This is a genomic window from Tsukamurella sp. TY48 (assembly GCF_019656655.1).
GTDB classification, from domain to species: domain Bacteria; phylum Actinomycetota; class Actinomycetes; order Mycobacteriales; family Mycobacteriaceae; genus Tsukamurella; species Tsukamurella strandjordii.
On record NZ_BPMV01000002.1, the window covers coordinates 1,128,320 to 1,150,687 of the forward strand.

16 protein-coding genes are annotated in these 22,368 nt (G+C 69.9%); 6 read left to right on the forward strand and 10 right to left on the reverse strand.

Going from position 1 to position 22,368, the window contains the following annotated elements:
* Positions 1–13: 13 nt before the first annotated feature.
* From TTY48_RS21070 to TTY48_RS21085, 4 genes are all read left to right on the forward strand, one after another.
* Complete coding sequence (locus tag TTY48_RS21070) at positions 14–2,047, forward strand: ATP-dependent DNA helicase (protein WP_220659557.1); 2,034 nt, start codon at positions 14–16, stop codon at positions 2,045–2,047.
* Between the two features lie 62 nt (positions 2,048–2,109).
* Positions 2,110–4,110 (forward strand): alpha-1,4-glucan--maltose-1-phosphate maltosyltransferase, encoded by a 2,001-nt coding sequence (locus TTY48_RS21075; RefSeq protein ID WP_220659558.1) that lies wholly within the window; start codon positions 2,110–2,112, stop codon positions 4,108–4,110.
* Positions 4,110–6,311 (forward strand): 1,4-alpha-glucan branching protein GlgB, encoded by a 2,202-nt coding sequence (gene glgB / locus TTY48_RS21080; protein ID WP_220659559.1) that lies wholly within the window; start codon positions 4,110–4,112, stop codon positions 6,309–6,311. Before TTY48_RS21075 ends, glgB begins: the two co-directional genes overlap by 1 nt.
* Positions 6,308–7,039, forward strand: a complete 732-nt coding sequence (locus tag TTY48_RS21085; RefSeq protein WP_255585866.1) for an MBL fold metallo-hydrolase — start codon at positions 6,308–6,310, stop codon at positions 7,037–7,039. The genes glgB and TTY48_RS21085 overlap by 4 nt, the downstream gene beginning before the upstream one ends.
* Here TTY48_RS21085 and TTY48_RS21090 read toward each other — a convergent pair.
* Both TTY48_RS21090 and TTY48_RS21095 read right to left on the reverse strand, forming a co-directional pair.
* Entirely contained in the window at positions 7,036–7,479 is a 444-nt protein-coding gene (locus TTY48_RS21090; protein WP_220659560.1) for a lipoprotein LpqH, read from the reverse strand. The two genes, TTY48_RS21085 and TTY48_RS21090, sit on opposite strands and share 4 nt — an antisense overlap.
* A gap of 63 nt (positions 7,480–7,542) precedes the next feature.
* Complete coding sequence (locus TTY48_RS21095; protein WP_255585867.1) at positions 7,543–8,943, reverse strand: malate:quinone oxidoreductase; 1,401 nt, start codon at positions 8,941–8,943, stop codon at positions 7,543–7,545.
* Positions 8,944–9,033: 90 nt separating this feature from the next.
* Here TTY48_RS21095 and TTY48_RS21430 point away from each other — a divergent pair, with 90 nt between their 5' ends.
* Positions 9,034–9,909 (forward strand): LysR family transcriptional regulator, encoded by an 876-nt coding sequence (locus TTY48_RS21430; RefSeq protein WP_255585868.1) that lies wholly within the window; start codon positions 9,034–9,036, stop codon positions 9,907–9,909.
* 22 nt (positions 9,910–9,931) lie between these two features.
* Here TTY48_RS21430 and TTY48_RS21105 read toward each other — a convergent pair whose 3' ends face one another.
* The 7 genes from TTY48_RS21105 to TTY48_RS21135 all read right to left on the reverse strand — a co-directional run bounded on the left by TTY48_RS21105 (position 9,932) and on the right by TTY48_RS21135 (position 19,632).
* Positions 9,932–11,446 carry an MFS transporter gene (locus TTY48_RS21105; RefSeq protein WP_220659563.1) on the reverse strand — a complete coding sequence of 505 codons (1,515 nt, stop codon included), beginning with the start codon at positions 11,444–11,446 and terminating at the stop codon, positions 9,932–9,934.
* Positions 11,443–12,864 carry a cytochrome P450 gene (locus tag TTY48_RS21110; RefSeq protein WP_220659564.1) on the reverse strand — a complete coding sequence of 474 codons (1,422 nt, stop codon included), beginning with the start codon at positions 12,862–12,864 and terminating at the stop codon, positions 11,443–11,445. Before TTY48_RS21110 ends, TTY48_RS21105 begins: the two co-directional genes overlap by 4 nt.
* 1 nt (position 12,865) lies before the next feature.
* On the reverse strand, positions 12,866–13,780 hold the full coding sequence (locus TTY48_RS21115) for an SDR family oxidoreductase (protein WP_220659565.1): 915 nt from the start codon (positions 13,778–13,780) through the stop codon (positions 12,866–12,868).
* Positions 13,764–15,758, reverse strand: coding sequence for an asparagine synthase (glutamine-hydrolyzing) (gene asnB, locus TTY48_RS21120; RefSeq protein ID WP_220659566.1), 1,995 nt, complete (start codon positions 15,756–15,758; stop codon positions 13,764–13,766). The genes TTY48_RS21115 and asnB overlap by 17 nt, the downstream gene beginning before the upstream one ends.
* 11 nt (positions 15,759–15,769) lie before the next feature.
* Complete coding sequence (locus TTY48_RS21125) at positions 15,770–16,642, reverse strand: hypothetical protein (protein WP_220659567.1); 873 nt, start codon at positions 16,640–16,642, stop codon at positions 15,770–15,772.
* The gene (locus TTY48_RS21130) at positions 16,639–17,718 is read right to left on the reverse strand and encodes a 3-oxoacyl-ACP synthase III family protein (protein WP_220659568.1); all 1,080 of its coding nucleotides are present in this window, start codon (positions 17,716–17,718) and stop codon (positions 16,639–16,641) included. Before TTY48_RS21130 ends, TTY48_RS21125 begins: the two co-directional genes overlap by 4 nt.
* A 495-nt stretch (positions 17,719–18,213) precedes the next feature.
* Positions 18,214–19,632 (reverse strand): acyl-CoA synthetase, encoded by a 1,419-nt coding sequence (locus TTY48_RS21135; RefSeq protein ID WP_220659569.1) that lies wholly within the window; start codon positions 19,630–19,632, stop codon positions 18,214–18,216.
* A gap of 92 nt (positions 19,633–19,724) precedes the next feature.
* Between TTY48_RS21135 and TTY48_RS21140 the strand changes: the two genes are divergently transcribed.
* On the forward strand, positions 19,725–21,305 hold the full coding sequence (locus tag TTY48_RS21140) for a molybdopterin-dependent oxidoreductase (RefSeq protein ID WP_220659570.1): 1,581 nt from the start codon (positions 19,725–19,727) through the stop codon (positions 21,303–21,305).
* A 12-nt stretch (positions 21,306–21,317) separates the two neighbouring features.
* On the opposite strand, the gene TTY48_RS21145 is transcribed toward TTY48_RS21140, so the two are convergent.
* On the reverse strand, positions 21,318–22,274 hold the full coding sequence (locus tag TTY48_RS21145) for an alpha/beta hydrolase (protein WP_220659571.1): 957 nt from the start codon (positions 22,272–22,274) through the stop codon (positions 21,318–21,320).
* Between the last annotated feature and the right edge of the window lie 94 nt (positions 22,275–22,368).

A 22,368-nucleotide genomic window follows, 5' to 3' on the forward strand; every position in this document is an offset into this window, starting at 1 on the left:
TAGACTCCTCGCGGTGACTGAACCGCCGATCGTGCCGAAACTGCTGGACACCGCGGTCTCCGCGCTCGGCGGCAGCAAGCGCGACGGGCAGGTGCGGATGGCCGCGGCGGTGGCGCACTCCCTGGACACCGGCGAGCACCTCGCCGTGCAGGCGGGTACCGGCACCGGCAAATCGCTCGCCTACCTCGTGCCCTCGATCCGGCACGCGGTGACCACCGGCAAGACGGTGGTGGTGAGCACCGCGACCATCGCGCTGCAGCAGCAGTTGGTGGACCGCGATCTGCCCCGGTTGTCGAAGGCGCTGAAGAAGGACCTGGGGCGCGAGCCCGAGTTCGCCATCCTCAAGGGCCGTGGCAACTACCTGTGCCTGAACAAGCTGCACAGCTCGGTGGCCTCCGAGCCCGACAGCGAGGAGCTCTTCGACCCGTTCGCCGCCTCGCGGCTGGGCCGGGAGATGAAGCGGATCCGCGAGTGGAGCAGCGATACCGAGACCGGCGACCGCGACGAGCTCACGCCCGCGGTCTCCGATCAGTCGTGGCGGCTGGTGAGTGTGGGCGCGCGGGAATGCCTGGGCGCCACCAATTGCACCTACGGCCAGGACTGTTTCGCCGAGGCGGCCCGCAAGCGCACCGGGCAGGTGGACGTGGTGGTGACCAACCACGCGCTGCTGGCCATCGATGCCATGACCGAGGTCAACGTGCTGCCCGATCACGACGCCGTGGTGGTCGACGAGGCGCACGAGCTGGTGGACCGGGTGACCTCGGTGGCCACCGCGGAACTCACCGGGACCACGGTGGCCGCGGCCGCGCGCCGCGCCGGCAAGCTGGTCGAGGAGGAGATCGCCGACGCGCTGGTCGCCGCCTCCGAGGGGCTGACCGGTCTGTTGGAGGACTGCGGCACGCGGCGCTGGCTCGGCCTGCCCGACGGTGCCGGACCCGCCCTGGCCGCCGTCCGGGACGCCGCATGGGCCACCCGCACCGCGGTGGGTCCGGCGCGCGGCGCCAACCTCGATCCCGATGCGGCCGCTGCCCGCAGCGCCGCCATCACCGCGCTCGACGAGGTGCACGACACCGCCGTCCGGGTGCTCACCGCCTTCGACGAACCCGACGAGTCCAAACGGCGCGATGTGGTGTGGACCTCCGATGTTCCGGTGCGCGGCGGCGGATTCCGCCGAACCTTGCACGTGGCCCCGCTGTCGGTGGGCGGACTCCTGCGCACCCGGTTGTTCGGGGAGTCGACGGTAGTGCTCACGTCTGCGACCCTGGCGGTGGGCGGCGCCTTCGACACGGTGGCCGGTTCCTGGGGCCTGCCCCGCTCGGGCAGCACGGAGGCCGAGCGCGATCCCGATCTGGCGTCCGGCAAGAAGCCGGATGCGGCGATCGAGTGGAGCCACCTCGATGTGGGCTCGCCCTTCGACTACGCGCGCTCCGGCATCCTCTACGTGGCCACGAAGCTGCCGCCACCCGGACGCGACGGCACGAATCCGGCGATCCTGGACGAGATCGAGACGCTGATCAAGGCCGCCGGCGGTCGCACTCTGGGGCTGTTCAGCTCGACCCGCGCGGCGAAGGCCGCAGCGGAGGCGCTGCGCGAGCGGATCGATACGCCGATCCTGTGCCAGGGCGAGGGCAACACCGGGCAGTTGGTGCGCGATTTCGCCGCCGATCCGGCGACCTCGCTGTTCGGGACGCTCAGCCTCTGGCAGGGCGTGGACGTGCCGGGACCGTCGCTGTCGCTGGTGCTGATCGACCGTATCCCCTTCCCGCGCCCCGACGATCCGCTGCTCACCGCGCGCCAGCGCGCCGTGGAATCGCGCGGCGGCAACGGTTTCATGGCGGTGGCCGCCACCCACGCGGCACTGCTCCTCGCGCAGGGCGTGGGTCGGCTGCTGCGCTCCACCGACGACCGCGGCGTGGTCGCGGTGCTGGATTCGCGGCTCGCCACGGCCCGCTACGGCGGCTTCCTGCGCGCCTCGCTGCCGCCGTTCTGGGAGACGGCGAACCGGGACACCGCGGTCGCGGCGTTGCAGCGCCTGGCCGAGTCCTGAACGGTCCGGGCGGGGCCTCGGTACCCACCCGCCGCGCCGGGCGGTGCACTACCGTTGACCGGGTGACAGGGCGCATCGGTATCGACGACATCGAACCCGTGGTGTCGTGCGGGCAGTACCCCGGCAAGGCCGTGGTGGGCGAGGTGGTGCCGGTCTCGGCCACCGTCTGGCGCGAGGGTCACGACGCCGTGGCCGCCACCGTGGTCTTCACCGGTCCCGACGGCACCGGGCAGACGGTGCGCATGACCCCGGCCGCCGAGCCCGACCGCTTCCACGCGTTGGTGCGCCCCGATCTCACCGGCTACTGGTCGCTGCGTATCGAGGGCTGGTCCGATCCGGTGGCCACGTGGCGCAACGCGGTGCAGAAGAAGCTGGCCGCCGGGCAGGGCCCCGCCGAGCTCGCCAACGATCTGGAGCTCGGTGCGCGGCTGCTCGATCGCGCCGCCGACGGGGTGCCCGCCGAGGCGCGGCCGTCCGTGCTGGCCGCGGCGGCCGCACTGCGCGATGATGAACGGAGCCTGGTCGAACGGACCGGTGCTGCACTGCATCCCGAGATCACCCGGGTACTGGACGAGAATCCCGTGCGGGATCTGGTGACGAAATCGCGAACCTACCGGATCTGGGTGGACCGCAGCCGTGCGCTGTTCGGCTCGTGGTACGAACTGTTCCCGCGGTCCACCGGCGGCTGGGACGGCGAGGGCAACCCCGTACACGGCACCTTCCACACCGCCGCCGAGGATCTGCCGCGGATCGCCGATATGGGTTTCGACATCGTGTACCTGCCGCCGATCCACCCGATCGGCACCGTGAACCGCAAGGGCCGCAACAACACTCTGACCCCCGAGGCCCATGACGTGGGCTCGCCGTGGGCCATCGGCGCGGCCACCGGCGGGCACGATGCGGTGCATCCGGCGCTCGGTTCGCTCGACGATTTCGATCACTTCGCCCAACGCGCGCGCGATCTGGGCATGGAGGTCGCGCTGGACCTGGCCTTCCAGGCGGCTCCCGATCACCCCTGGGCCGCGGAGCATCCGGAGTGGTTCACGGTGCTCCCGGACGGCACCATCGCCTACGCGGAGAATCCGCCGAAGAAGTACCAGGACATCTACCCGATCAACTTCGACGACGACCGGGTGGGCATCTACCGGGAACTGTTGCGGGTCACCCTGTTCTGGGTGCAGCGCGGGGTGCAGGTGTTCCGGGTGGACAACCCGCACACCAAACCACCGGACTTCTGGTTCTGGCTGATCAGCGAGGTGAAGAAGGTCGATCCGGACGTGCTCTTCCTGGCGGAGGCGTTCACCCGGCCGGCCCGGATGTACGGCCTCGCCAAGGCCGGTTTCACGCAGAGCTACACCTACTTCACCTGGCGCACCGCCAAATGGGAGCTCGAGGAGTTCGCCCGCGAGCACGCCGCGAAGGCGGACGTGTGCCGGCCGAACCTGTGGGTGAACACGCCGGACATCCTGCACGAGAGCCTGCAACACGGTGGCCCCGGCCAGTTCGCGATCCGCGCGACGCTCGCGGCGACCCTGTCCCCCAGCTGGGGCATGTACTCGGGATTCGAGCTGTTCGAGCATCAGGCGGTGCATCCGGGCAGCGAGGAGTACCTCGATTCGGAGAAGTACGAGCTCCGCCCGCGCGATTACAAGGCGGCGCAGAGCCGCGGAGAATCGCTGGAGCCGTGGATCGCCCGGCTCAATGAGATCCGGCGACGGCATCCCGCTCTGCAGCAGCTGCGCAACCTGCACTTCCACCACGTCGACAATGAGGCGTTGATCGCGTACAGCAAGCACGATGCGGTCACCGGCGATCTGGTGCTGATCGTGGTGAACCTCAATCCGTTCGGCGCGGAGTCGGGCGTGGTCTGGCTCGATCTGCCGGCGCTGGGCCTGGACTGGCACGAGCGGTTCCCGGTGCGCGACGAGGTGTCCGGCGAGGTGTACCACTGGGGCCAGGCCGATTTCGTGCGGCTGGAGCCGTGGCGCAATGTGGCACACATACTGGTGCTGCCCCAGCTCAGCCCGCAGGCGCGGGAGAACCTGTCCTACCGGGAGGCATGATGAGCGAGAACACCGCGGGCCGCAGCACCGCGGCGGCCGTCGACCCGGAGGTGGCCGCCCGCCTGCTGACCGGCCGCTATCACGATCCGCATGCGATTCTGGGGGCGCACGCCACGGTGGGCGGAACCGTGCTGCGCGCGCTCAAGCCGGGGGCCACCGCGGTGGCCGCGGTGATCGGCGGCGAGCGCTATCCGCTGGCCCGTCTCGAGGGCGCCCTGTGGGGCACCGAGGTGCCGATCACCGATCTGGCCGACTACCGCTACGAGGTGCTGTACCCGGCGGGCAGCGTGATCGTGGCCGACGGCTACCGCTTCCTCCCGACTGTGGGCGAGATGGATCAGCACCTCATCTCGGAGGGCCGCCACGAACGACTGTGGGAGGCGCTCGGCGCGCACCTGCGCAGCTACACCACCCCCGATGGCGAGGTCACCGGCACGTCGTTCGCGGTGTGGGCGCCGAACGCCCACGGCGTCACCGTGATCGGGGACTTCGAGTACTGGGCGGGCGAGTCCTACCCGATGCGCACCCTGGGTTCGTCGGGCGTGTGGGAGGTCTTCGTCCCGGGGGTGGCCGACGGTGCCGCCTACAAGTTCCGGATCTTCACCGAGAACGGCCCGGTGGAGAAGGCCGATCCGATGGCGCGGCGCACCGAGGTGCCCCCGGCCACCGCCTCGATCGTCACGCACAGCCGGCACGAATGGCGCGACGCCGCGTGGATCGCCGAGCGCGCCAGGCAGAACCCCACCGATCGGCCGATGAGCACCTACGAGGTGCACCTGGGCTCGTGGCGGCAGGGACTGACCTACCTGGAGCTGGCCACCGAACTCGCCGACTACGTGACCGAGACCGGGTTCACCCACGTGGAGCTGATGCCGGTGGCCGAGCACCCGTTCGGCGGGTCCTGGGGCTACCAGGTGACCTCCTACTACGCACCCACCTCGCGCTTCGGCACCCCGGACGAGTTCCGCGAGTTCGTGGACGTGCTGCATTCGCGCGGGATCGGCGTGATCGTGGACTGGGTACCGGCGCACTTCCCCAAGGACGCCTGGGCGCTGGCCCGGTTCGACGGGACCCCGCTCTACGAGCACAGCGATCCGCAGCGCGGCGAGCAGTTGGACTGGGGCACCTACGTCTTCGACTTCGGGCGCCGCGAGGTGCGGAACTTCCTGGTGGCCAACGCGCTCTACTGGTTCGACGAGTTCCACGTGGACGGCCTGCGGGTGGACGCGGTGGCCTCGATGCTCTACCTGGACTACTCGCGGCCCGATGGCGGGTGGACGCCGAACGTGTACGGCGGCCGGGAGAACCTGGAGGCGGTCGAGTTCCTCCAGGAGGTGAACGGCACGGTGCACAAGACTTTCCCGGGCGTGGTCACCGTGGCGGAGGAGTCCACGAGCTGGCCCGGCGTCACGCGGCGCACCGACCTCGGCGGGCTCGGCTTCTCGATGAAGTGGAACATGGGGTGGATGCACGACACCCTGGGCTACCTCGGGCGCGATCAGGTGCACCGCAGCTTCCACCACCACGAGATCACCTTCTCGCTGATGTACGCCTGGAGCGAGAACTTCGTGCTGCCGATCAGTCACGACGAGGTGGTGCACGGCAAGGGCACGCTGTGGACCCGGATGCCCGGCGACGCACACACCAAGGCCTCCGGCGTGCGGGCCCTGCTGGCCTACATGTGGGGCCACCCCGGCAAGCAGTTGCTGTTCATGGGGCAGGAATTCGGGCAGGTCCGCGAGTGGTCCGACGAGCGCAGCCTGGACTGGGACTGCCTGGAGGGCTGGGAGGGCGAGCTGCACACCGGGATTCAGTCGCTCACCCGGGATCTCAACGCGGCGTACCGCTCCCACCCCGCGCTGTGGAGCCAGGACACCACCCCGTCGGGCTACGAATGGGTGGATGCGAACGATTCGCAGAACAACGTGCTGAGCTTCCTGCGCTGGGGCAGCGACGGTTCGGTGGTGCTGTGCCTGTACAACTTCGCCGGCCAGACGCACGAGCGGTACCGCGTGGGTGTGCCCTTCGCCGGCTCGTGGCGGGAGATCCTCAACACGGACTCCGCCGAGTACTCGGGCACCGGCGCCGGGAACATGGGCGGGGTCACGGCGGACACGCGTTCCTGGCACGGCCGGCCGGCATCGGCCGAGGTGGTGCTCGGCCCGAACGCGGCCGTCTGGCTCACCTTCGACGGCGCATGATGCGCGAGCTCGAGAAGGGCGTCTGGTTCGGCACCGGCACGCACGTCAACTTCCTGGCACTGGTCGACGGTTCGGATGTCACGCTGATCGATGCGGGCTGGTCCGGCGATGTGGACCGGGTGGAGGCGGCGCTGCGCTCGATCGGGCGGCGTCCCAAGGACGTGCGCGCCATCCTGGTGACGCACGCGCACATCGATCACGTGGGTGGGGTCGCGAAGCTGCACGAGCGCTACGGCACCCCGGTCCTGGCGCATCCGGACGAGGTGGCGCACGCGCGCGGCGAGGTGCACGAGCAGGCGGCGCCACTGGACATCCTGCCCATCGCGTGGCGGCCCCGCACGCTGCGCTGGCTGGCCGATGTGACGCGGGTCGGCGTGCTGGGGCACGTGGACATGCCCTATGCGCAGCCCTTCTCCCCCGGGTCCGGCGGCGCGCTCGACCTCCCGGGCGCCCCGGTACCGGTCGCCTGCCCCGGGCACACGTCCGGGCACACCGCATTCCTCCTGCCGGGCGGTGTCGTGGCCACGGGCGACGCCCTGGTGACGGGCCATCCGCTCTCGGGTTCGACGGGGCCGCAGCTGCTTCCCGAGTTCTTCAGCCATGACCTGCCGCGCACCGTCGCCACACTGGATGCGATCGCAGCGCTCGACGCCGGCCTGCTGGCCCCCGGCCACGGCGAACCGTGGCACGGGAGCCCCGCCGATGCGGTGGCGCAGGCTCGCGCCTAGTTGCAGGTCACGGAGATCTCGAAGGACTTCTTCGTCACGCCCGCCATGGGATTGGAGATGTTGCCGCCCTGCGCGTTCCCGGTGATCGTGTAGCGCTTACCGTCGACCTTCACCGTGGCGTCGCCGACCCCCGGGCCCACCGCGAGGGCATTGCCGTCGACGGTGATGCCCACGGTCTGGACGGTGGGCGGGTTGCCGTCGGTGAGGGTGGCTCCGACACCACCTCCCGCGCCGCCGGAGCCGATCGCGATGGTGTTACCCGTCTTCGCGCAGCCGACCGAGCTGAGGTCCACGCCGGACAGGTCCTTGCCGTCGACCTTCACCACGGTGCCGGAGCCGGAGCTCCCCGAACTCGAATCCGAGCCGCCACCGCCCCCGCAGGCGGTGATCCCCACCGCGGCGAAGACGGCGACCGGGACGATGAGAAGAGTGCGATTCATAGCGAGCCTCCTTAGGCACAGAACCGATTTCGAGCGGATGCCCGAGGAGAGAAGACCACAGGATCAGCCCGCGCGAAGCGGATCAGCGGGTTCGGTTGCAGTCACGAACGACGGTGCCTCGATGCCCCAGCGGTCGAGCAAATCCACCATGATCGGGACCGCTGTCGACGCCCCCGGCGAGGCGCCGAGCAGGCCCGCGATGGTGCCGTCGGCACCGCTGACGAGCTCGGTTCCCTGCTGCAGCACGCCGATCCGGCGACGATCGGACGTCACCAGCTGCGCACGCTGGCCGGCGGCGATGAGTTCCCATTGCCCTGGATCGGCATCCGGGTAGAAGCGCTGCAACTGCGCGAACTTCTTCCGCTTGCCCGCCAGGAGCTCGGTGATGAGGTACCGCACGAGGGCGAGGTTCTGCAACCCGGCCGCCGCGATCACGTGCAGGTTGCCCGGACGCACCGTGGTGAAGAAATCGGTGAGCCGGCCGCGCTTGAGGAGCTTGGTGCTGAACGTGGCGTACGGGCCGAACATCAGGTGATCGGCACCGTCGACATACCGGCGGTCCAGGTGGGGCACCGACATCGGCGGTGCGCCGATCGCGGCCTGCCCGTACACCTTTCCATCGAGACGGTGCGCCACGTCCGGGTCGGAGCAGCGCAGGAAGGCGGCCCCCACCGGCAGCACGGCGTAGCCGCGGACCTCCGGGATGCGCGCACTCTGCAGCAGCCGCAGCGCCATACCGCCCGCGCCCACGAAGACGCGCCGCGTGCGGATCTCGAACCGCCCGTCGGCGTTACGGCCGCGCACCGTCCACCCCGCCAGGCTCCGCTTGACGCGGCGCACCTCGTGACCGAAGCGCACCTCGCCGCCCGCCTCGGTGATGATCGCGGTCAGCCCCCGGGTCAACGCCCCGAAATCCACATCCGTTCCGCCCGGATGTCGCGTGGCCGCCATCGGACCGAGCGCCTCCCCGGCACCGGTCCGGCCGGCCATGACGAGCGGGGCCCAGTCCGCGATCACGGCCGGGTCCTCCGTGTACTCCATCGCGGCGAACTCGGGGTGTCGGTGCAGGGTGTCAAAGCGGCGCCGCAGGTACTCGACGTCCCGGTCGCCGAAGACCACGTCCAGGTGCGGGGTGGTGTGCAGGAATTCGCCGTCGAGGCGGCCCTGCGCCACGAGCCGGTCCCACCACCGGCGGGTGAGCGCGAACTGCTCCACCATGTGCAGCGGCTTCGCGGCATCGGCCGGGTCGGGCATGTAATTGAGTTCGCAGTATCCGGTGTGGCCGGTGCCGGCGTTGTTCCACGGGCCGCTGCTCTCCTCGGCGAGCGCGTCACCGCGCTCGAGCACGACGATCCGCCAATCGGGCCGCAGGTCGGCGAGCATGGCGCCGAAGGTCGCCGACATGATGCCGCCGCCGATCAGCACGAGATCGGCGTCGAATCCTTCGGTGGTGGAGTGGGTCATCGGATTCTCCTTCGCGAGTTGCTGTGCCTTCAGCTTCTCGCCGCGACCTATGTTCCGTCCAATGAAGTATTGCGGCGTTATGATCAGGAAATGGATCAATGGTCGGGCCTGTTCACCCCGCAGTTGCAGGCGCTCGTCGTCCTGGCCGAGCACGACGGGCACATGACCCGCGCGGCGGCCGCCCTGGGCGTGCCCCAATCGTCGATGAGCCGCCGCATCCACGCCCTGGAAACGGATCTCAAGCTGCCCCTGCTGGTGCACGCCGGGCGCACCGTCCGGCTCACACCCGCCGCACTCGATCTGGCGCGGCGCCTGCGGCAACCCCTTCGCCAGATCGACCTCGCCATCGCCGAGGCGGTCGGCTCCGCCGATGCCGACCACGGCACCGTGCGCTTCGGCTTCCCGCTCACCATGGGCACCGGCCGGATCCCCGACCTGATCTCCGACTTCCGCACCGCGCATCCGGGAATCTCCGTGGTGCTCAAACAGGCACACGGATCGGAGCTCGCCGACGACCTGGGATCGGGACGGCTCGATCTCGCGGTGGTGATCCCGCCACCGCAGCACCTGCACTGCACCCTGATCGGATCACAGGAGATCCTCGCGGTCCTGCCGCGCGGACACCGGTGCGCGGGCGCCGCCGATGTCGATCTGGCCGATCTCGCGGCCGAGACCTTCATCGCGAACCCCGCCAGCTACCACCTGCGCGGCGCCACCGAACGGTGGTGCGCCGAGGCGGGATTCGCACCCGACGTCGCATTCGAGGTCACCGAGTTCACCACGATCCGCGAACTGGTGGCGCGGGAGCTGGGCGTCGCCCTCCTCCCCCACGACGACCGCGCACCGTCGGATGTGGTGGAGGTACCGCTGGCCGGCGACCACCGCAGGGCCGTCGCGCTGGCCTCCGCCACACCGCTGCTCACGCCCGCGGCTCGCCGCCTCCACGACTACATCGTGGCGCGCTGAGCCCCAGCGGAACGGGGTTCGCTCACATCACCTTCGCCAGGAGGCGGGACCGGATGAGGAGCGCGGCCGCACAGGCCGCCGTCACGGCCACCGCGACGATCGCGATCAGCAGACAGGTCTGCATCGCCGGAACGAAGTACTCCTGCAGGACCACCGCACTACCGGGTGTGTCCGGCCCGGCTTCCAGCAGCAGTCCCATCGCATCGCCGCGGCCACCGAGACCGGCCCGGCTCGCGAGTGCGGTGGCGAAGACGGAGCCCAGGATCGCGACGCCGAACGCCCCGCCCAGCTCGCGACTCGTATCGTTGACCGCCGAACCGATCCCGAACTGCTGCGGCGCCACCGAGTTCATGATGTATTCCGTGGCGGGGACCTGCACCACCGCGAAGCCCACGCCCAGGACGAGCAGCCCGAAGAACGGGTAGCCCCAGTACGAGCCCTCCCACGGCGTGCTCCGGAACAGCGCGAAGCCGATCGCCATGACCGTGAGACCGGCGATGATCGGCACCCGCCACTCGGTACGCCGGCCCAGCACGGGTCCCAGCGGCGAGGCCACCGCCATCCCGGCGGCGAAGGGCAGCAACATCGCTCCGGCCGCCGGCGGCGATGCACCGCGGACGATCTGGAAGTACAGCACCAGGATGAAGACGAGACCGAACAGGAGCCCGAAACACAGGAAGATCACCGCGGAGCCCCAGCGCATCTGGATGCCCCGGAACACCTGCCAGGGCACGATCGGCCGCGAGGTCCTGGCCTGTTGCACGGCGAAGAGCACGCCCACGGCGGCCGCGATGACGTAACGGTTCACGCTCTCCCGAGAGGTCCAGCCGTCCGCCGGGGCCTCGATGACCGCGAGCACCATGGTGCCGATCGCGAGCACCGACAAGACCGCGCTGACCGGCCCGATGGGCGCAGCCTCCTCGGTCTCGGTCGTCGCGTCGGCGAGCGTGGACCGCACCGCCCACAGCGCGAGCATCGCGCCCACGCCCAGCGGGACGTTCATCACGAACACCGAGCGCCAGCCGAAGTGCTCCACCAGTAGCCCACCGACGATCGGGCCGCACGCGACCCCCAGTCCGCCGGCGGTGGCCCACAGCGCCAACGCCGACGCGCGGCGCTGGTCCCGGTCGGCCCCCTCGTCGGTGCCGCGCGTGGCCAGATCGACGACGATGCCGAGCGTCGGTGGATAGACCATCGCCGCCGCCAGACCGAGGACGGCACGTCCCCCGGCCAGGCCGAGGAACCCCGAGACGAACGGGATCACCATCGAGGTCACGGTGAACAGGGCGATCCCGGCGACCAGGACGCGCACCTTTCCGAACCGATCGGCAACGGCACCCGCCGTGAGCAGCATGCCCGCGAAGACCACCGTGTAGGCGTCCACCACCCACTGCATCTGTGCCGTGGTCAGGGCGAACTCCCGGGCGATGGTCGGTAGCGCGACGGTGATGATCGTGTTGTCGAGCATCACCACCAGCGAGCAGCCGATCATCGTGGCCATGGCGATCCGCGACGCCGTGGCCGACGGTGAGCTCACTGTCGGTCCCGCAGGCTGAGGCGGAAGTCCTTCGGTATCAGGGTCAGCCGCTCGTCGACCCGCAGTCGGTAGTCCGGGTCGCTCTCGATGTCGAACTCGTGGAGCAGCCGCGCCAGGATGACCAGTGCCTCGTGAATGGCGAACTGACGGCCGATGCAGGCACGTGCGCCGGTGCCGAAGGGCTTGTAGACGTGTGCGGGCCGCGCGCGCACTGCCGCGCTCTCGAACCGGCTGGGGTCGAAGGCGTTCGGCCGGTCCCAGACATCGGGATGGCGATGCAGATGATGGAAGAAGAGCACCACCCAGTTGTCGGGCCGCATCCGGTACCGCCCGCCCAGGATGTGGTCGTGCTTGGGCTGGCGCGCCATACCCGGCACCGTGGGCCACATGCGCAGCGATTCGTCGACCACCCTGCGCAGGAAGCGCAAGCGCGGCACCGCCTCGAAGGCCAGGTCGCGCCCCTCCCCGGTCGCCTCGAACGCGGCATCGGCCTCGGCCTTCGCCTGCTCCAGCAGCTCGCGGTCCCGGCTGAGGTAGTACAGCGCGAAGGCCATCGTTCCCGATGTCGTCTCGTGGCCCGCGATCAGGAAGGTGAGCAACTGGTAGAAGGCGCTCTCACCGTCGAGACCGGGGCGGGACTCGGAGCCGTGCACCATGAGTTCGAGCATCGTGGCGCGGTCGGTCCCGTTGCGCTCCGGTCCGCGGCGGCGCATCTCGTCGACGATGCCGCCCAGGTGCTCGCGGGCGAACCGCCGGTGCTTCGCGGCGTAGCGGTCGGCACCGAGCTCGATCAGTCCGCCGGCGGGGAGCGCGTGCACGGCGCTCTTGACCAGGGAGGTGCGCAGCAGCACCTCCGATGCCCGCACCAGTGGATGCGAGCGGTCGTCGTTCGGCACGAGCAGGTTGTAGGGCCGCCCGAAACCCGCGCGCGCGATCGTCTCGAAGGTGGCGCGGGTCATCTCGTGCGAGACGTCGACGGAGTCGGTCGCCCGCCACCGGACCACCAGTTCGTCCGCGACATCGCACATCGTGTCGTGATAGGCCCGCATCGCCTCGCGGGAGAAGGCCGGTGCCAACAACTCGTGTGCGTCGGTCCAGGCGGACTCGTCGTTGTAGGCGCTGAACAGACCGTCGCCGATGAACTCCCGCAGGGCGTACAGCGAGGGGGCGTGCGCCTTTTCGAAGAGCACGTCGTCGCACACCTCGGCGGCCAGATCGGGCTCTCCGGTGAACACGTAGTTCTGGCCGAAGAAGCGGATGCCGAAGACATCGTGTTGGCCCGGCGTGGTGGTCTCCACCAGGCGGCCGATGGGTGACATGACCGATCCCCGGGTCATGTCACCGATGATCGGAACGCGGCGGCCCACCTGCTTCGGCGCCACCGGCCAGACATTGCGGTTCTCCTCGATCCGATACACGTCAGTCCTTTCCGAGAGCGGCGCCGGTCCCGGCGACCTCCGCGGCCCACGCGGATTCGATGCCGAGCGCATCGCACGCGAGCGCATGGACGTGGGCCGCGAAATCGTCCGAGCGGGTGACCGGGGATTGCAGCAACGGCCATTGGGCGCCGCGGTAGAACGCCCCCCGCGGTCCGTCGGCCAGCATCGCGGCCACCACCTCGCCCGACCGATCGGGCGAGACGGCGGCGAGCCGGATCGCCCGCCGGACCGCGAGCGAGTACTCGTCGTAGATCGAGGTGTCCACGAAGCCCGGGTAGATCGACCCCACCGTGAGGTCGAGGGACTGCTGCTCCGCGCGGCGGCGGTAGTGCCGCAGCACCAGGTGCAGTGCCGCCTTGGAGGCCGCGTAGTGCAGGAAGGGCACGGGTCGCGGCAGATCGCCGGGCGTCAGCGACCGCCGGATCCGCGAGCGGGTGGCGACCACGTTCGACAACGAGGAGATGCCGAACAGGCCGGCCCGGCCGTTGACGGCGAGCCGCGGCAGCAGCGTCTCGGTCAGCAGGACGGACCCCAGGACGTTCACCGCCGTGTGCCGCTCGAAGCCCTCCTTCGTGTACTCGGTGGAGGTGGGCGCGATCCCCGCATTGTTCACCAGGACACGGAGTCCGCCGTCCCGCGCCAGCGGGGTGGCGAACTCGGCGATGGAGTCGCGGTCGCCGAGCTCCAGCGCCGCACCGGTGGCCGCGGCATCGTCGCCCACCGCGGCGCACACCCGGTCCGCGGCCGTCTGCGCGTCCTCGAGGCGGCGGGAGGTCAGCACGACGTGGTGGCCGGACCGGGCCAGCCGGTGGGCCACCGCGAGGCCGATGCCCCGCGACGCCCCGGTGACCACGGCCGTGTCGGAGCGGTCGCCGCCGCTACGTGGCTGCGGCACCGTCGGCCCCGATCTTCTCGTTCGGCGTGGTCACGATGTCGCTCTCCGCCCGGACGGCCGGGAAGTCGAAACGCCGCTCGACCACGTACTGCTGCACCAGGATCTGCGTCGCGAGAATCGACAGGCACGCCCACTCCGCGGTCACCGCCGCCCAGCTCCCGTCATTGCGGGCGACATCGGCGAGCAACCGCGCCACCGCGTCGGGCTCGAACAGGCCGACCTCTTCGAGCCGGGCCCGCGACATGTGCCGCCGGACGAGTTCGGTGGGGCCGTTCTCGTCCACCAGGTACCAGGACCCGATCGGCGTCATGAAGGGCTTCTTGCGCCGTGCCGTGGTGCGGCGCGGCAGCACGTCCCGCACCGCCTTCTTCAGCGCGTACTTCTCGGTGTTGCCGTGCAGCATCAGCGAGGGATGCAGTTGCGCAGCCGAATCGAGGACATCGCGATCGAGGAAGGGCACCCGGAGCTCCATGCTGCGGGCCATCCCGAGCCGGTCCGAGATGGACAGGACCCAGTGCGGCAGCCGGGTGTACGCCTCGTAGGAGAGCTGGCGGTGCAGCCCGACCGTCGAGGTGGGCCGTGGCAGCGAGGAGTGCGCCGGGAGCGGTGTGCGCGAGACGCCGCGCATGCGCTGTTCGAGTGCCGTCCACATGTAGATCCAGGCGGGGACGTGCCCGAACTCGGCCTCCACCGCGTCCAGGGTCTCGTTGATCGCGGCCACCTCGGATTCGAAACCGATCGGCGCACCGAACCACTTGAGGGTCCGGCGCCAGAACCACGGTTCGAAACGGGTCAGGCGCAACCGCTGCAGGATTCGGCGCAACCGCAGCAGGCGGTAGAAGTCGTACCCGGCCAGCGTCTCGTCCGAGCCGTCGCCGCTCATCATCACCTTCAGGCCGCGCTCGCGTGCGGTGTCCATCAGGTCGAGGATCGGGGTGGCGACGATGCCGTACCAGAACGGTGACTCGAAGTGGTAGACCGCTTCCTCGGCGAGCTCGGACATCCGCTCGCCCGTCACCGGGACTTCGATGTTCGGCACACCGAGATGCGAGGCGACCAGCTGCGAATCGGAGGTCTCGTCGAGATGGCTGTCGACCACCTCCACGCTGATCGTGAGCGGCCGCTCACCGTGCCGTGCCGCCGCGACCCCCGCGATCGCCGAACTGTCCAGGCCGCCACTGAGCGCGATCCCCCATTCGACCTCGTCGGGGATGCGCTTGCCCACGGCCTCGTCGAAGGCCCGCTGGTAGTCGGCGAGCCCCTCCTCGCCGCGATGGGCGGTCCGCTCGGTGACCCCGAGGTCGAAGGGCCGGAAATAGGTGCTCTCGTCCTGCTTCTCACCGTCGACGTAGGTGACGGTGGTGCCGGGCCGCACCTCCTGCACTCCCGCCCAGAAGGTGTGCGGAGCCACGGTGTGACCGTAGAACTGGCAGTCGGCCAGGCCCTGCGGATCGACCGCCGGCTCCACCAGACCGCTCGCGAAGATCGCCTTGGCCTCCGAGGCGAAGACGATCCGGCCGTCTTCCGCCGACACGTACAGCGGCTTCACGCCCGCCCGATCGCGGGTGAGCAGGAGCGATTCGGTCTTGCCGTCCCACAGGGCGATGGCGAAGTCACCGTCGAGCCTGCGGACGAAGTCCGCCCCGTACTCCTCGTAGAGGTGACCGATCACCTCCGTGTCCGACGCGGCGCGGAGCCGGTGCCCCTTGCGTTCCAACTCGGCCCGCAGCGCGCGGTGGTTGTAGATCTCACCGTTGAAGATGACCGCGATGGAGCCGTCCTCGGTGAAACTCGGTTGCACACCGTCGGACACGCCCACGATGGCGAGCCGGGTGTGTCCGAACCCGATGGGTCCGTCGTGCCAGATGGTGGCACCGTCCGGTCCCCGATGCCGCTGAGCGGAATTCATCGCCTCGAGTCGATCACGGAATCCGTCCGCCTGGAGGTCCCGGGAGTAGATACCCGCAATGGAGCACATGGTCTTCTCCCTCAGCCGATCCGGCTCTCGGCGACCACGGAGACATCCGCGCCGGGAGCCGAGGGCGCGAGCACGGTCGCAACGGTGGTGTCGATCCCGGCACGGTGCGCGTGCTCGAGTGCCGCGACGGGCGCGGCCGTGTAGTACTGCTTGCCGTCCGTGCGCTCGTACGGGTTCACGATCCGCACATCCACCTCGCCGAAAGCGGTGCGGAAGGCCGGATTCGAAGCCGCCGGCCAGGGAGCCACGATCACCGATTCCGTGGGGTCCACGCTGAGCGCCCCGATGGCGGCCGAGACGGCATTGAAGTAGCCGGCATCGAACTCGTGCAGGTCCACGACCACGCTGCTGCGGGCGCCGGCACCGGCACCGTTGAGCTCCGCGTAGACCTCGGAACTGATGTCGTCCGAAGCGCGCTGAGGTGTGGCCACCTCAAGAACGGTCGAATCCCCCGGTCCGATCACGGCCGCGAAAACATCACTCACCAAAGGGAAATTCGGCTTGAAGAAGGGATTCATACTGGGATGCACATCGCCGACGACAACGGCGCCGTATTCGATGTCACCCATCTCGATCATGTCCCCGATCAGCGATACGGCGGTACCGAAAGAGAGACCGCCGTTGAGCAGATCGAAGGTGAGGATCGAGGTCTCGGCGTCCGGATCGAAAGCGGGATGGATCCCGGCCTCCTGCTGGATCAGGGCGGCCACGGCCGGCTCACTGATGTTCATATCGCGGGAGGCACCGGCATTGATCAGCAGCCCGAGCTGGTCGCCGTCGATCCCGGCGTCCAACAGTGCGGCCGTCAATGCCCGTGCACCCGAGGCGACGTAGCTGGTGGCATTGGGGATCACCCCGAGCCCGGCGATTGCGATGTCCGTCATGCGACTGCCTCTCCGACGCGCAGTGAAATGAATCCGTAGACCATGCCCGATGCGGTGGGCACCACGAGGAGCCGATCGCCCGGCTCGACGGTCCCGTTCCGAATGTGGTGGTACAGCACCAGGAACAGAGCGGTCGACGAGGTGTTCCCGAGGAACTGCATCACGTTCAGCTCGGTCGGCATGGTGCCGTTGAAGACCTTCTCCTCACCGATCGAACGCATGTAGTTCAACGCCACGAGGCTGAACTGGTGATGGATCAGATAGTCGTAGTCGGCATCGGCCATGGTGGTTCCCAGTCCCTCCAGTCCGTGCTGGACGAACTCCATGGCCTGGGTGTACCGCCGCTCGCTGTGCATCCGCTTGTTATCGGTGTACATCGCGATGCCCTCCGAGCGATCGCTCGGCAGAGCGACGCACAGCGAGGCCGCCTCCGAGGCGGTGGCCAGCGAGATGGCCTCGATCTGATCGGGCTCGGTGCCCTCTCCGTCGACCACCAGGGCGCACCCGCTATCGCCCACCGTGAGCGCGGCGAACTGCGGATCGTAAGAATCCTTGATCTCCCGCACAGCGGTGTCGGTGATCAAGGTGATCCGCTCACCGCTCACGACCAGGGCACGAGTCGCCCTGCCGGTCTTGATCATTCGATCCGCCAGGAACAAGCCCGTCGCCATTCCCGCGCACGCATTGGCCACGTCGAAGGTCAGCGCATCCTTGCTCGCACCGATTTCCCTTCCGATGACCGCCGCGAGGGACGGTGCGAACTGGGTTCGCCAGACGCTCACCATGCGGGTGATCGAGCAGCTGATGATCAGGTCGATATCCGCCGCCTCGTACTGAGATCCTTCGAGTGCATCGCGCGCTGCCGCGAGCGCCAGGTCCAGGCTGGTGTCGGACGGGGCCGCGCGGCGGCGTTCCACGATTCCCGTCACCGCCTCGAGCGGGGGCTTCTTGTCCACGGCGAGCTGATTCACGAGGTCCGTGCTGGTGACGACCTCGGACGGAATCAACGCGCCGATGGATTCGATTCGCGGCCGGGGCCGACTGAGACTCCCGGAATCCAGTGAGCTGTTGTTCATGACGCACCTCCTGCAAACAGCCCTTCAGGACTGTTGCAATCTCGTCGTAGTGATCAATGTGGGTTGGTTCAGTCGGTCAACAGTAACGCAGAGAATTCGAGAACGCGTGCCACATGAGGAGGATCACAGGGCAGTCAACTTCGTCTGAACTACACGACATTTCGGACAAAGTTCGATTACCTGCCTTGTGGACCAGCACTTTTCATGAATGGTCTGCCCAACCGCGCAACCACTACGCCGACGGGCGCGAAGCCTCGAAGCCCAGCGCACAGACGAATGTGTCAGTTCTGTCGCGGTTCAATAAGACAAATCTGACAACGTCGAGGGATGCCCTATCGCTCGGCCCGTTCGCCCTTCGCAGGTCGATCGCTTATACCGGGGAGACACGCCCGTCCCACCGCGGCGCGACACTCCACGACAATCGGATGCATTCGTCACCTCGATGACACACGCCCTTCAGACGAAGGACGCATTCCCGTCGCGAACGGTCAGGGCTTACAGCAGGAGCTTCTTCTGCACCTTGCCCATCGGGTTGCGCGGCAGTTCGTCGACGAACCGGATCTCGCGAGGGCGCTTGTGCTTCGACAGGGTGCGACCCACGAATTCGACGATGGCGACGGCGGTCTCGTCGTCCCGCGCACCGTCGGAGACCACGAAGGCCACCACCCGCTGGCCGAGATCGTCGTCCGACAGGCCGACGACGGCGGCCTCGCGGATGTCGTCGTGCCCGAGCAACGCCGCCTCGATCTCCCCCGCGCCCACGCGGAAGCCGCCCGTCTTGATCAGGTCCGTGGAGGCGCGGCCCACGATGCGATGGAAACCCGCTGCATCGATCACAGCGACATCGCCCGTGTCGAACCAGCCGTCACCGACCCAGGATTCGGCCGTGGCCTCGGGCCTTCCGAGGTATTCGGTTCCCACCATCGGACCGCGCACCTGCAGCGCCCCGATCGACTCGCCGTCGTGCGGCGCCGGCTCGCCGGATTCGGTGATGAGGCGGGTCTGCACGCCGTTCAGTGGCAGTCCGACCCACCCGGGGCGCCGCTCACCGTCGGCCCGGGCACTGACGGTGATGAGCGTCTCGGTCATCCCGTACCGCTCCACGATCTCGTGCCCGGAGAGCTCGAGCATGCGCTCGAAGACGGGGGCAGGCAGGGGCGCGCTACCCGAGACCAACAGCCGCGCACCGGAGAGCGCCGCGGCGTGCTCCGGTGATCGAGCGATGCGCGACCACACCGTGGGCACCCCGAAGTACAGGCTGCCGCCCGCCTCGGCGTAGGCCTCGGGCGTGGGCTTGCCCGTGTGCACCAGCGGGCTGCCCACGCGGAGCGCGCCGAGCACACCGAGGATCAGGCCGTGGACATGGAACAGCGGAAGACCGTGCACCAGCGTGTCGTTCGCGGTCCAGTCCCACGCCTCGGCGAGCCCGTCGAGGCAGGCCGCGATGGCGCCGCGCCGGATCGGGACGCCCTTCGGGGCCCCGGTGGTGCCCGAGGTGTACATGATCAGGGCGACCGCCGCCGCCGGCGGCTCCGGCAGCGCGTGCCAGCCGCGGGCGTGCTCGCGCACCGGCACAGCGGGCAATCCGTGCGCATCCTCCGGCGTGGCGCCCAACCACGCCTGGGCCCCCGAATCCCCCAGCACGTGGGCGATCTCCTCGCTGCCCGAGTCGGGCGGAACCGGCACGGCGGGCACACCCGCGCGCAGCGCGCCCACGAAGGCGATCACGGTGGCGAGCGACGGGGTCGCCCAGACCGCGACCGGGCCGCGCACACCGAGCCCTCGCAACCGCTCCGCCACCGCCGTGGACGCCCCGATCAGATCGGTGCGGGACAGCGTGCGGCCGCCGATCGTGACGGCCGGTTCGTCATCGGAGCCGGGCGGGACGGGGGTCACGGTGTGCGGCAGGAGCATGGGGCCAGCCTAGGCCCGGCGAGTTCTGACGAGTCGGTGACGCGCGCGGAAGCGACCGCCCATCCGGTGGCTCCGCATGCCACGCTGGGGCCATGACCGAGGCGAGCGGAACCCGTGAGCGGCCCTGGGTGAGCTGGGCCGCGGCACTGGCCGGCGTGCTCGCCGGGGCCGCCGGTCTCGCGGTGGCCGAGCTCGTCGCCGCGGTCATCGCGCCCGGCGCGAGCACGGTGTTCGCGGGCGGGTCCGCGGTGATCGACGCTGCGCCCGCCTGGCTCAAGGACTTCGCCGTGGAACGGTTCGGCACCGCGGACAAGGCCGTGCTCCTGGGCTCGATGGCGGCGGTGCTCACGCTCGGGGCGGCCTGCGCGGGCGTGCTGGAACTGCGGCGGCCACCGTGGGGCACCGCGCTGATCGGCGGTGTGGGCATCGTCGGGGCGATCGTGGCCGTGCTGCGGCCGGGCGCGACACCGACGTGGGCGCTGCCGAGCCTGATCGGTATCGGTACTGCAGTGATCCTGCTCCGCTGGGCAGTGGGCGCGCTGCGGCCGGACGAGACAGACGATGGTGCGGGCGACGGTGGCGCGGGCGACGGCAGTGCCGACGACGGCGTGGACAGACGGGGCTTCCTCACGGCGGCGGGGATCTCCGCCGGCATCACGGTGCTGGCGCTGGGCGGCGCCCGTGTGCTGTCGGCGGGTTCGAGGGCGGTGACCGCGGCGCGCGAGAAGCTCTTCCTCCCCGCCCCGCGGACGGCGGCCCCAGCCGTTCCCGCGGGCGCCGATCTCCGCCTCGATCGCCTCACTCCCTACGTCACGGCGAACACCCAGTTCTTCCGGATCGACACCGCGCTGCGCGTCCCGCAGGTCGACCCCGCACAGTGGTCCCTGACCGTGGACGGCATGGTCGAGCGGCCGTACACGATCACCTGGGACGAGTTGCTCGCGCTCCCGTTGGAGGAGCACTACGTGACGCTGGCCTGCGTGAGCAACCCCGTGGGCGGCGATCTGATCGGCACCGCCCGGTGGCTCGGCTACCCGATCCGCGCGCTGCTCGAACGCGCCGGGCCGCGCCCCGGGGCCGATATGGTGCTCTCCCGCAGCGACGACGGCTTCACCGCGGGCACACCGCTCGACGTGCTGCAGGACCCCGGCCGCGATGCCCTGCTGGCGATCGGGATGAACGGCGAGCCACTGCCCGTGGAACACGGCTTCCCGGCGCGGCTCGTGGTCCCCGGGCTGTACGGCTACGTCTCGGCGACCAAATGGGTCACCTCGCTGCGGGTCACCACCTTCGCCGCCGATCAGGGCTACTGGACACCGCGCGGCTGGTCGGCACACGGCCCCGTCAAGGTGCAGTCCCGCATCGACGTCCCGCGCGGGCGCACGCCCGCGGGCGCGGTGACCGTGGCCGGGGTCGCCTGGGCCCAGCACACCGGGATCGACGCCGTGGAGGTGCGCGCCGACGACGGCGCCTGGACGCGCGCCGATCTCGCCGACACCGTGGGCCCGGACACCTGGCGCCAGTGGCGCGCATCGATCCCGCTCGCCCCGGGCGAGCACACCCTCACGGTGCGCGCCACCGACGCGGCCGGGCGCACGCAGACGCCGGAGCAGGCGCCACCCGCGCCCGACGGTGCCACCGGGTGGCACTCCGTGCGGGTGACGGTCACCTGACGGGCGACGCTCCTATGCCGCGCGGTGCGCCCGGTGCGCCGCGAAGGCGGCCGCCAGGAAGGTCGCGGTGAGCTCGACCGCGCGGGCGCTCTCGGGCGTCGCGCCCGACAGCACGGGGAAGGCGTGCACACCGCCCTCGAACAGGTGCAACTCGCAGGGCTTGCCCGCACCGTCGAGCCGGGCGTGCAGCCGCTCGGCGTCCACCCGCAGCATCTCCTCGGTGCACGCCACGATCAGCGCCGGCGGGAAGGCCTCGGGGTCGATCTCGGTGGCGTCGTCGTGCCCGCGCAGCCCCTCCGGTCCGCGGTCGAAGAACTCGCGCAGGCCGCGCAGCTTCCCCACGGTGAGATACGCGTCGTCGATGTCGTAGCGCGGATCGCCGTCCTCGACCGTGGGCGTGAGCAGGGGTGAGAAGCCGAAGTAGGCCAGCGGAGCCGTGGCGGCGTCCAGATGAGCGAGCTCCACGACCTTCGCCGAGACGTACCCGCCCGCGGAATCGCCGCCCACCGCGACGTGCCGGTACCGGCCCGAGTCCGCGACCGCGCGGTACACGCGGTAGCCGTCGTCGACGGAGGTGCCCACGCCCACCTCGGGCAGTTGCCGGTAGTCCACGTTGAACACCGTGACGCCCAGCGCACGGGCCAGTGCCGCCGCCACGTGCCGGTGCGTGGCCGGGCCGCCCGAGAGGAAGGCGCCGCCGTGGTAGTAGCAGATCGCGGCGTCGGACCGTAGTTCGCCCACCGTGGGAACCAGGCGTTCGACCGGCACCCCGGCCAGTTCGATCCGCTCGACCTCCACGCCGCCCGGCGTCCGGCCGATCCGTTCCGCGATGCCCTCGATCAGCGACAGCGGCCCGAAGGACCAGGAACGCACGGGGTACAGGCCGATCAGCGGCTTGAGCAGCAGGCGCGCTCCCGCGATCGCGAGCGCCGACTGCGGACTCACACCACGATGTTCGACGACGGACATCTGAACTCCTCTCGCCCGACCACCAGGATCGAGCAGAACCGGTTCAGAGTATGCCGGATCGCATCATCGATCCACCCACAGTGAACAAACGTGT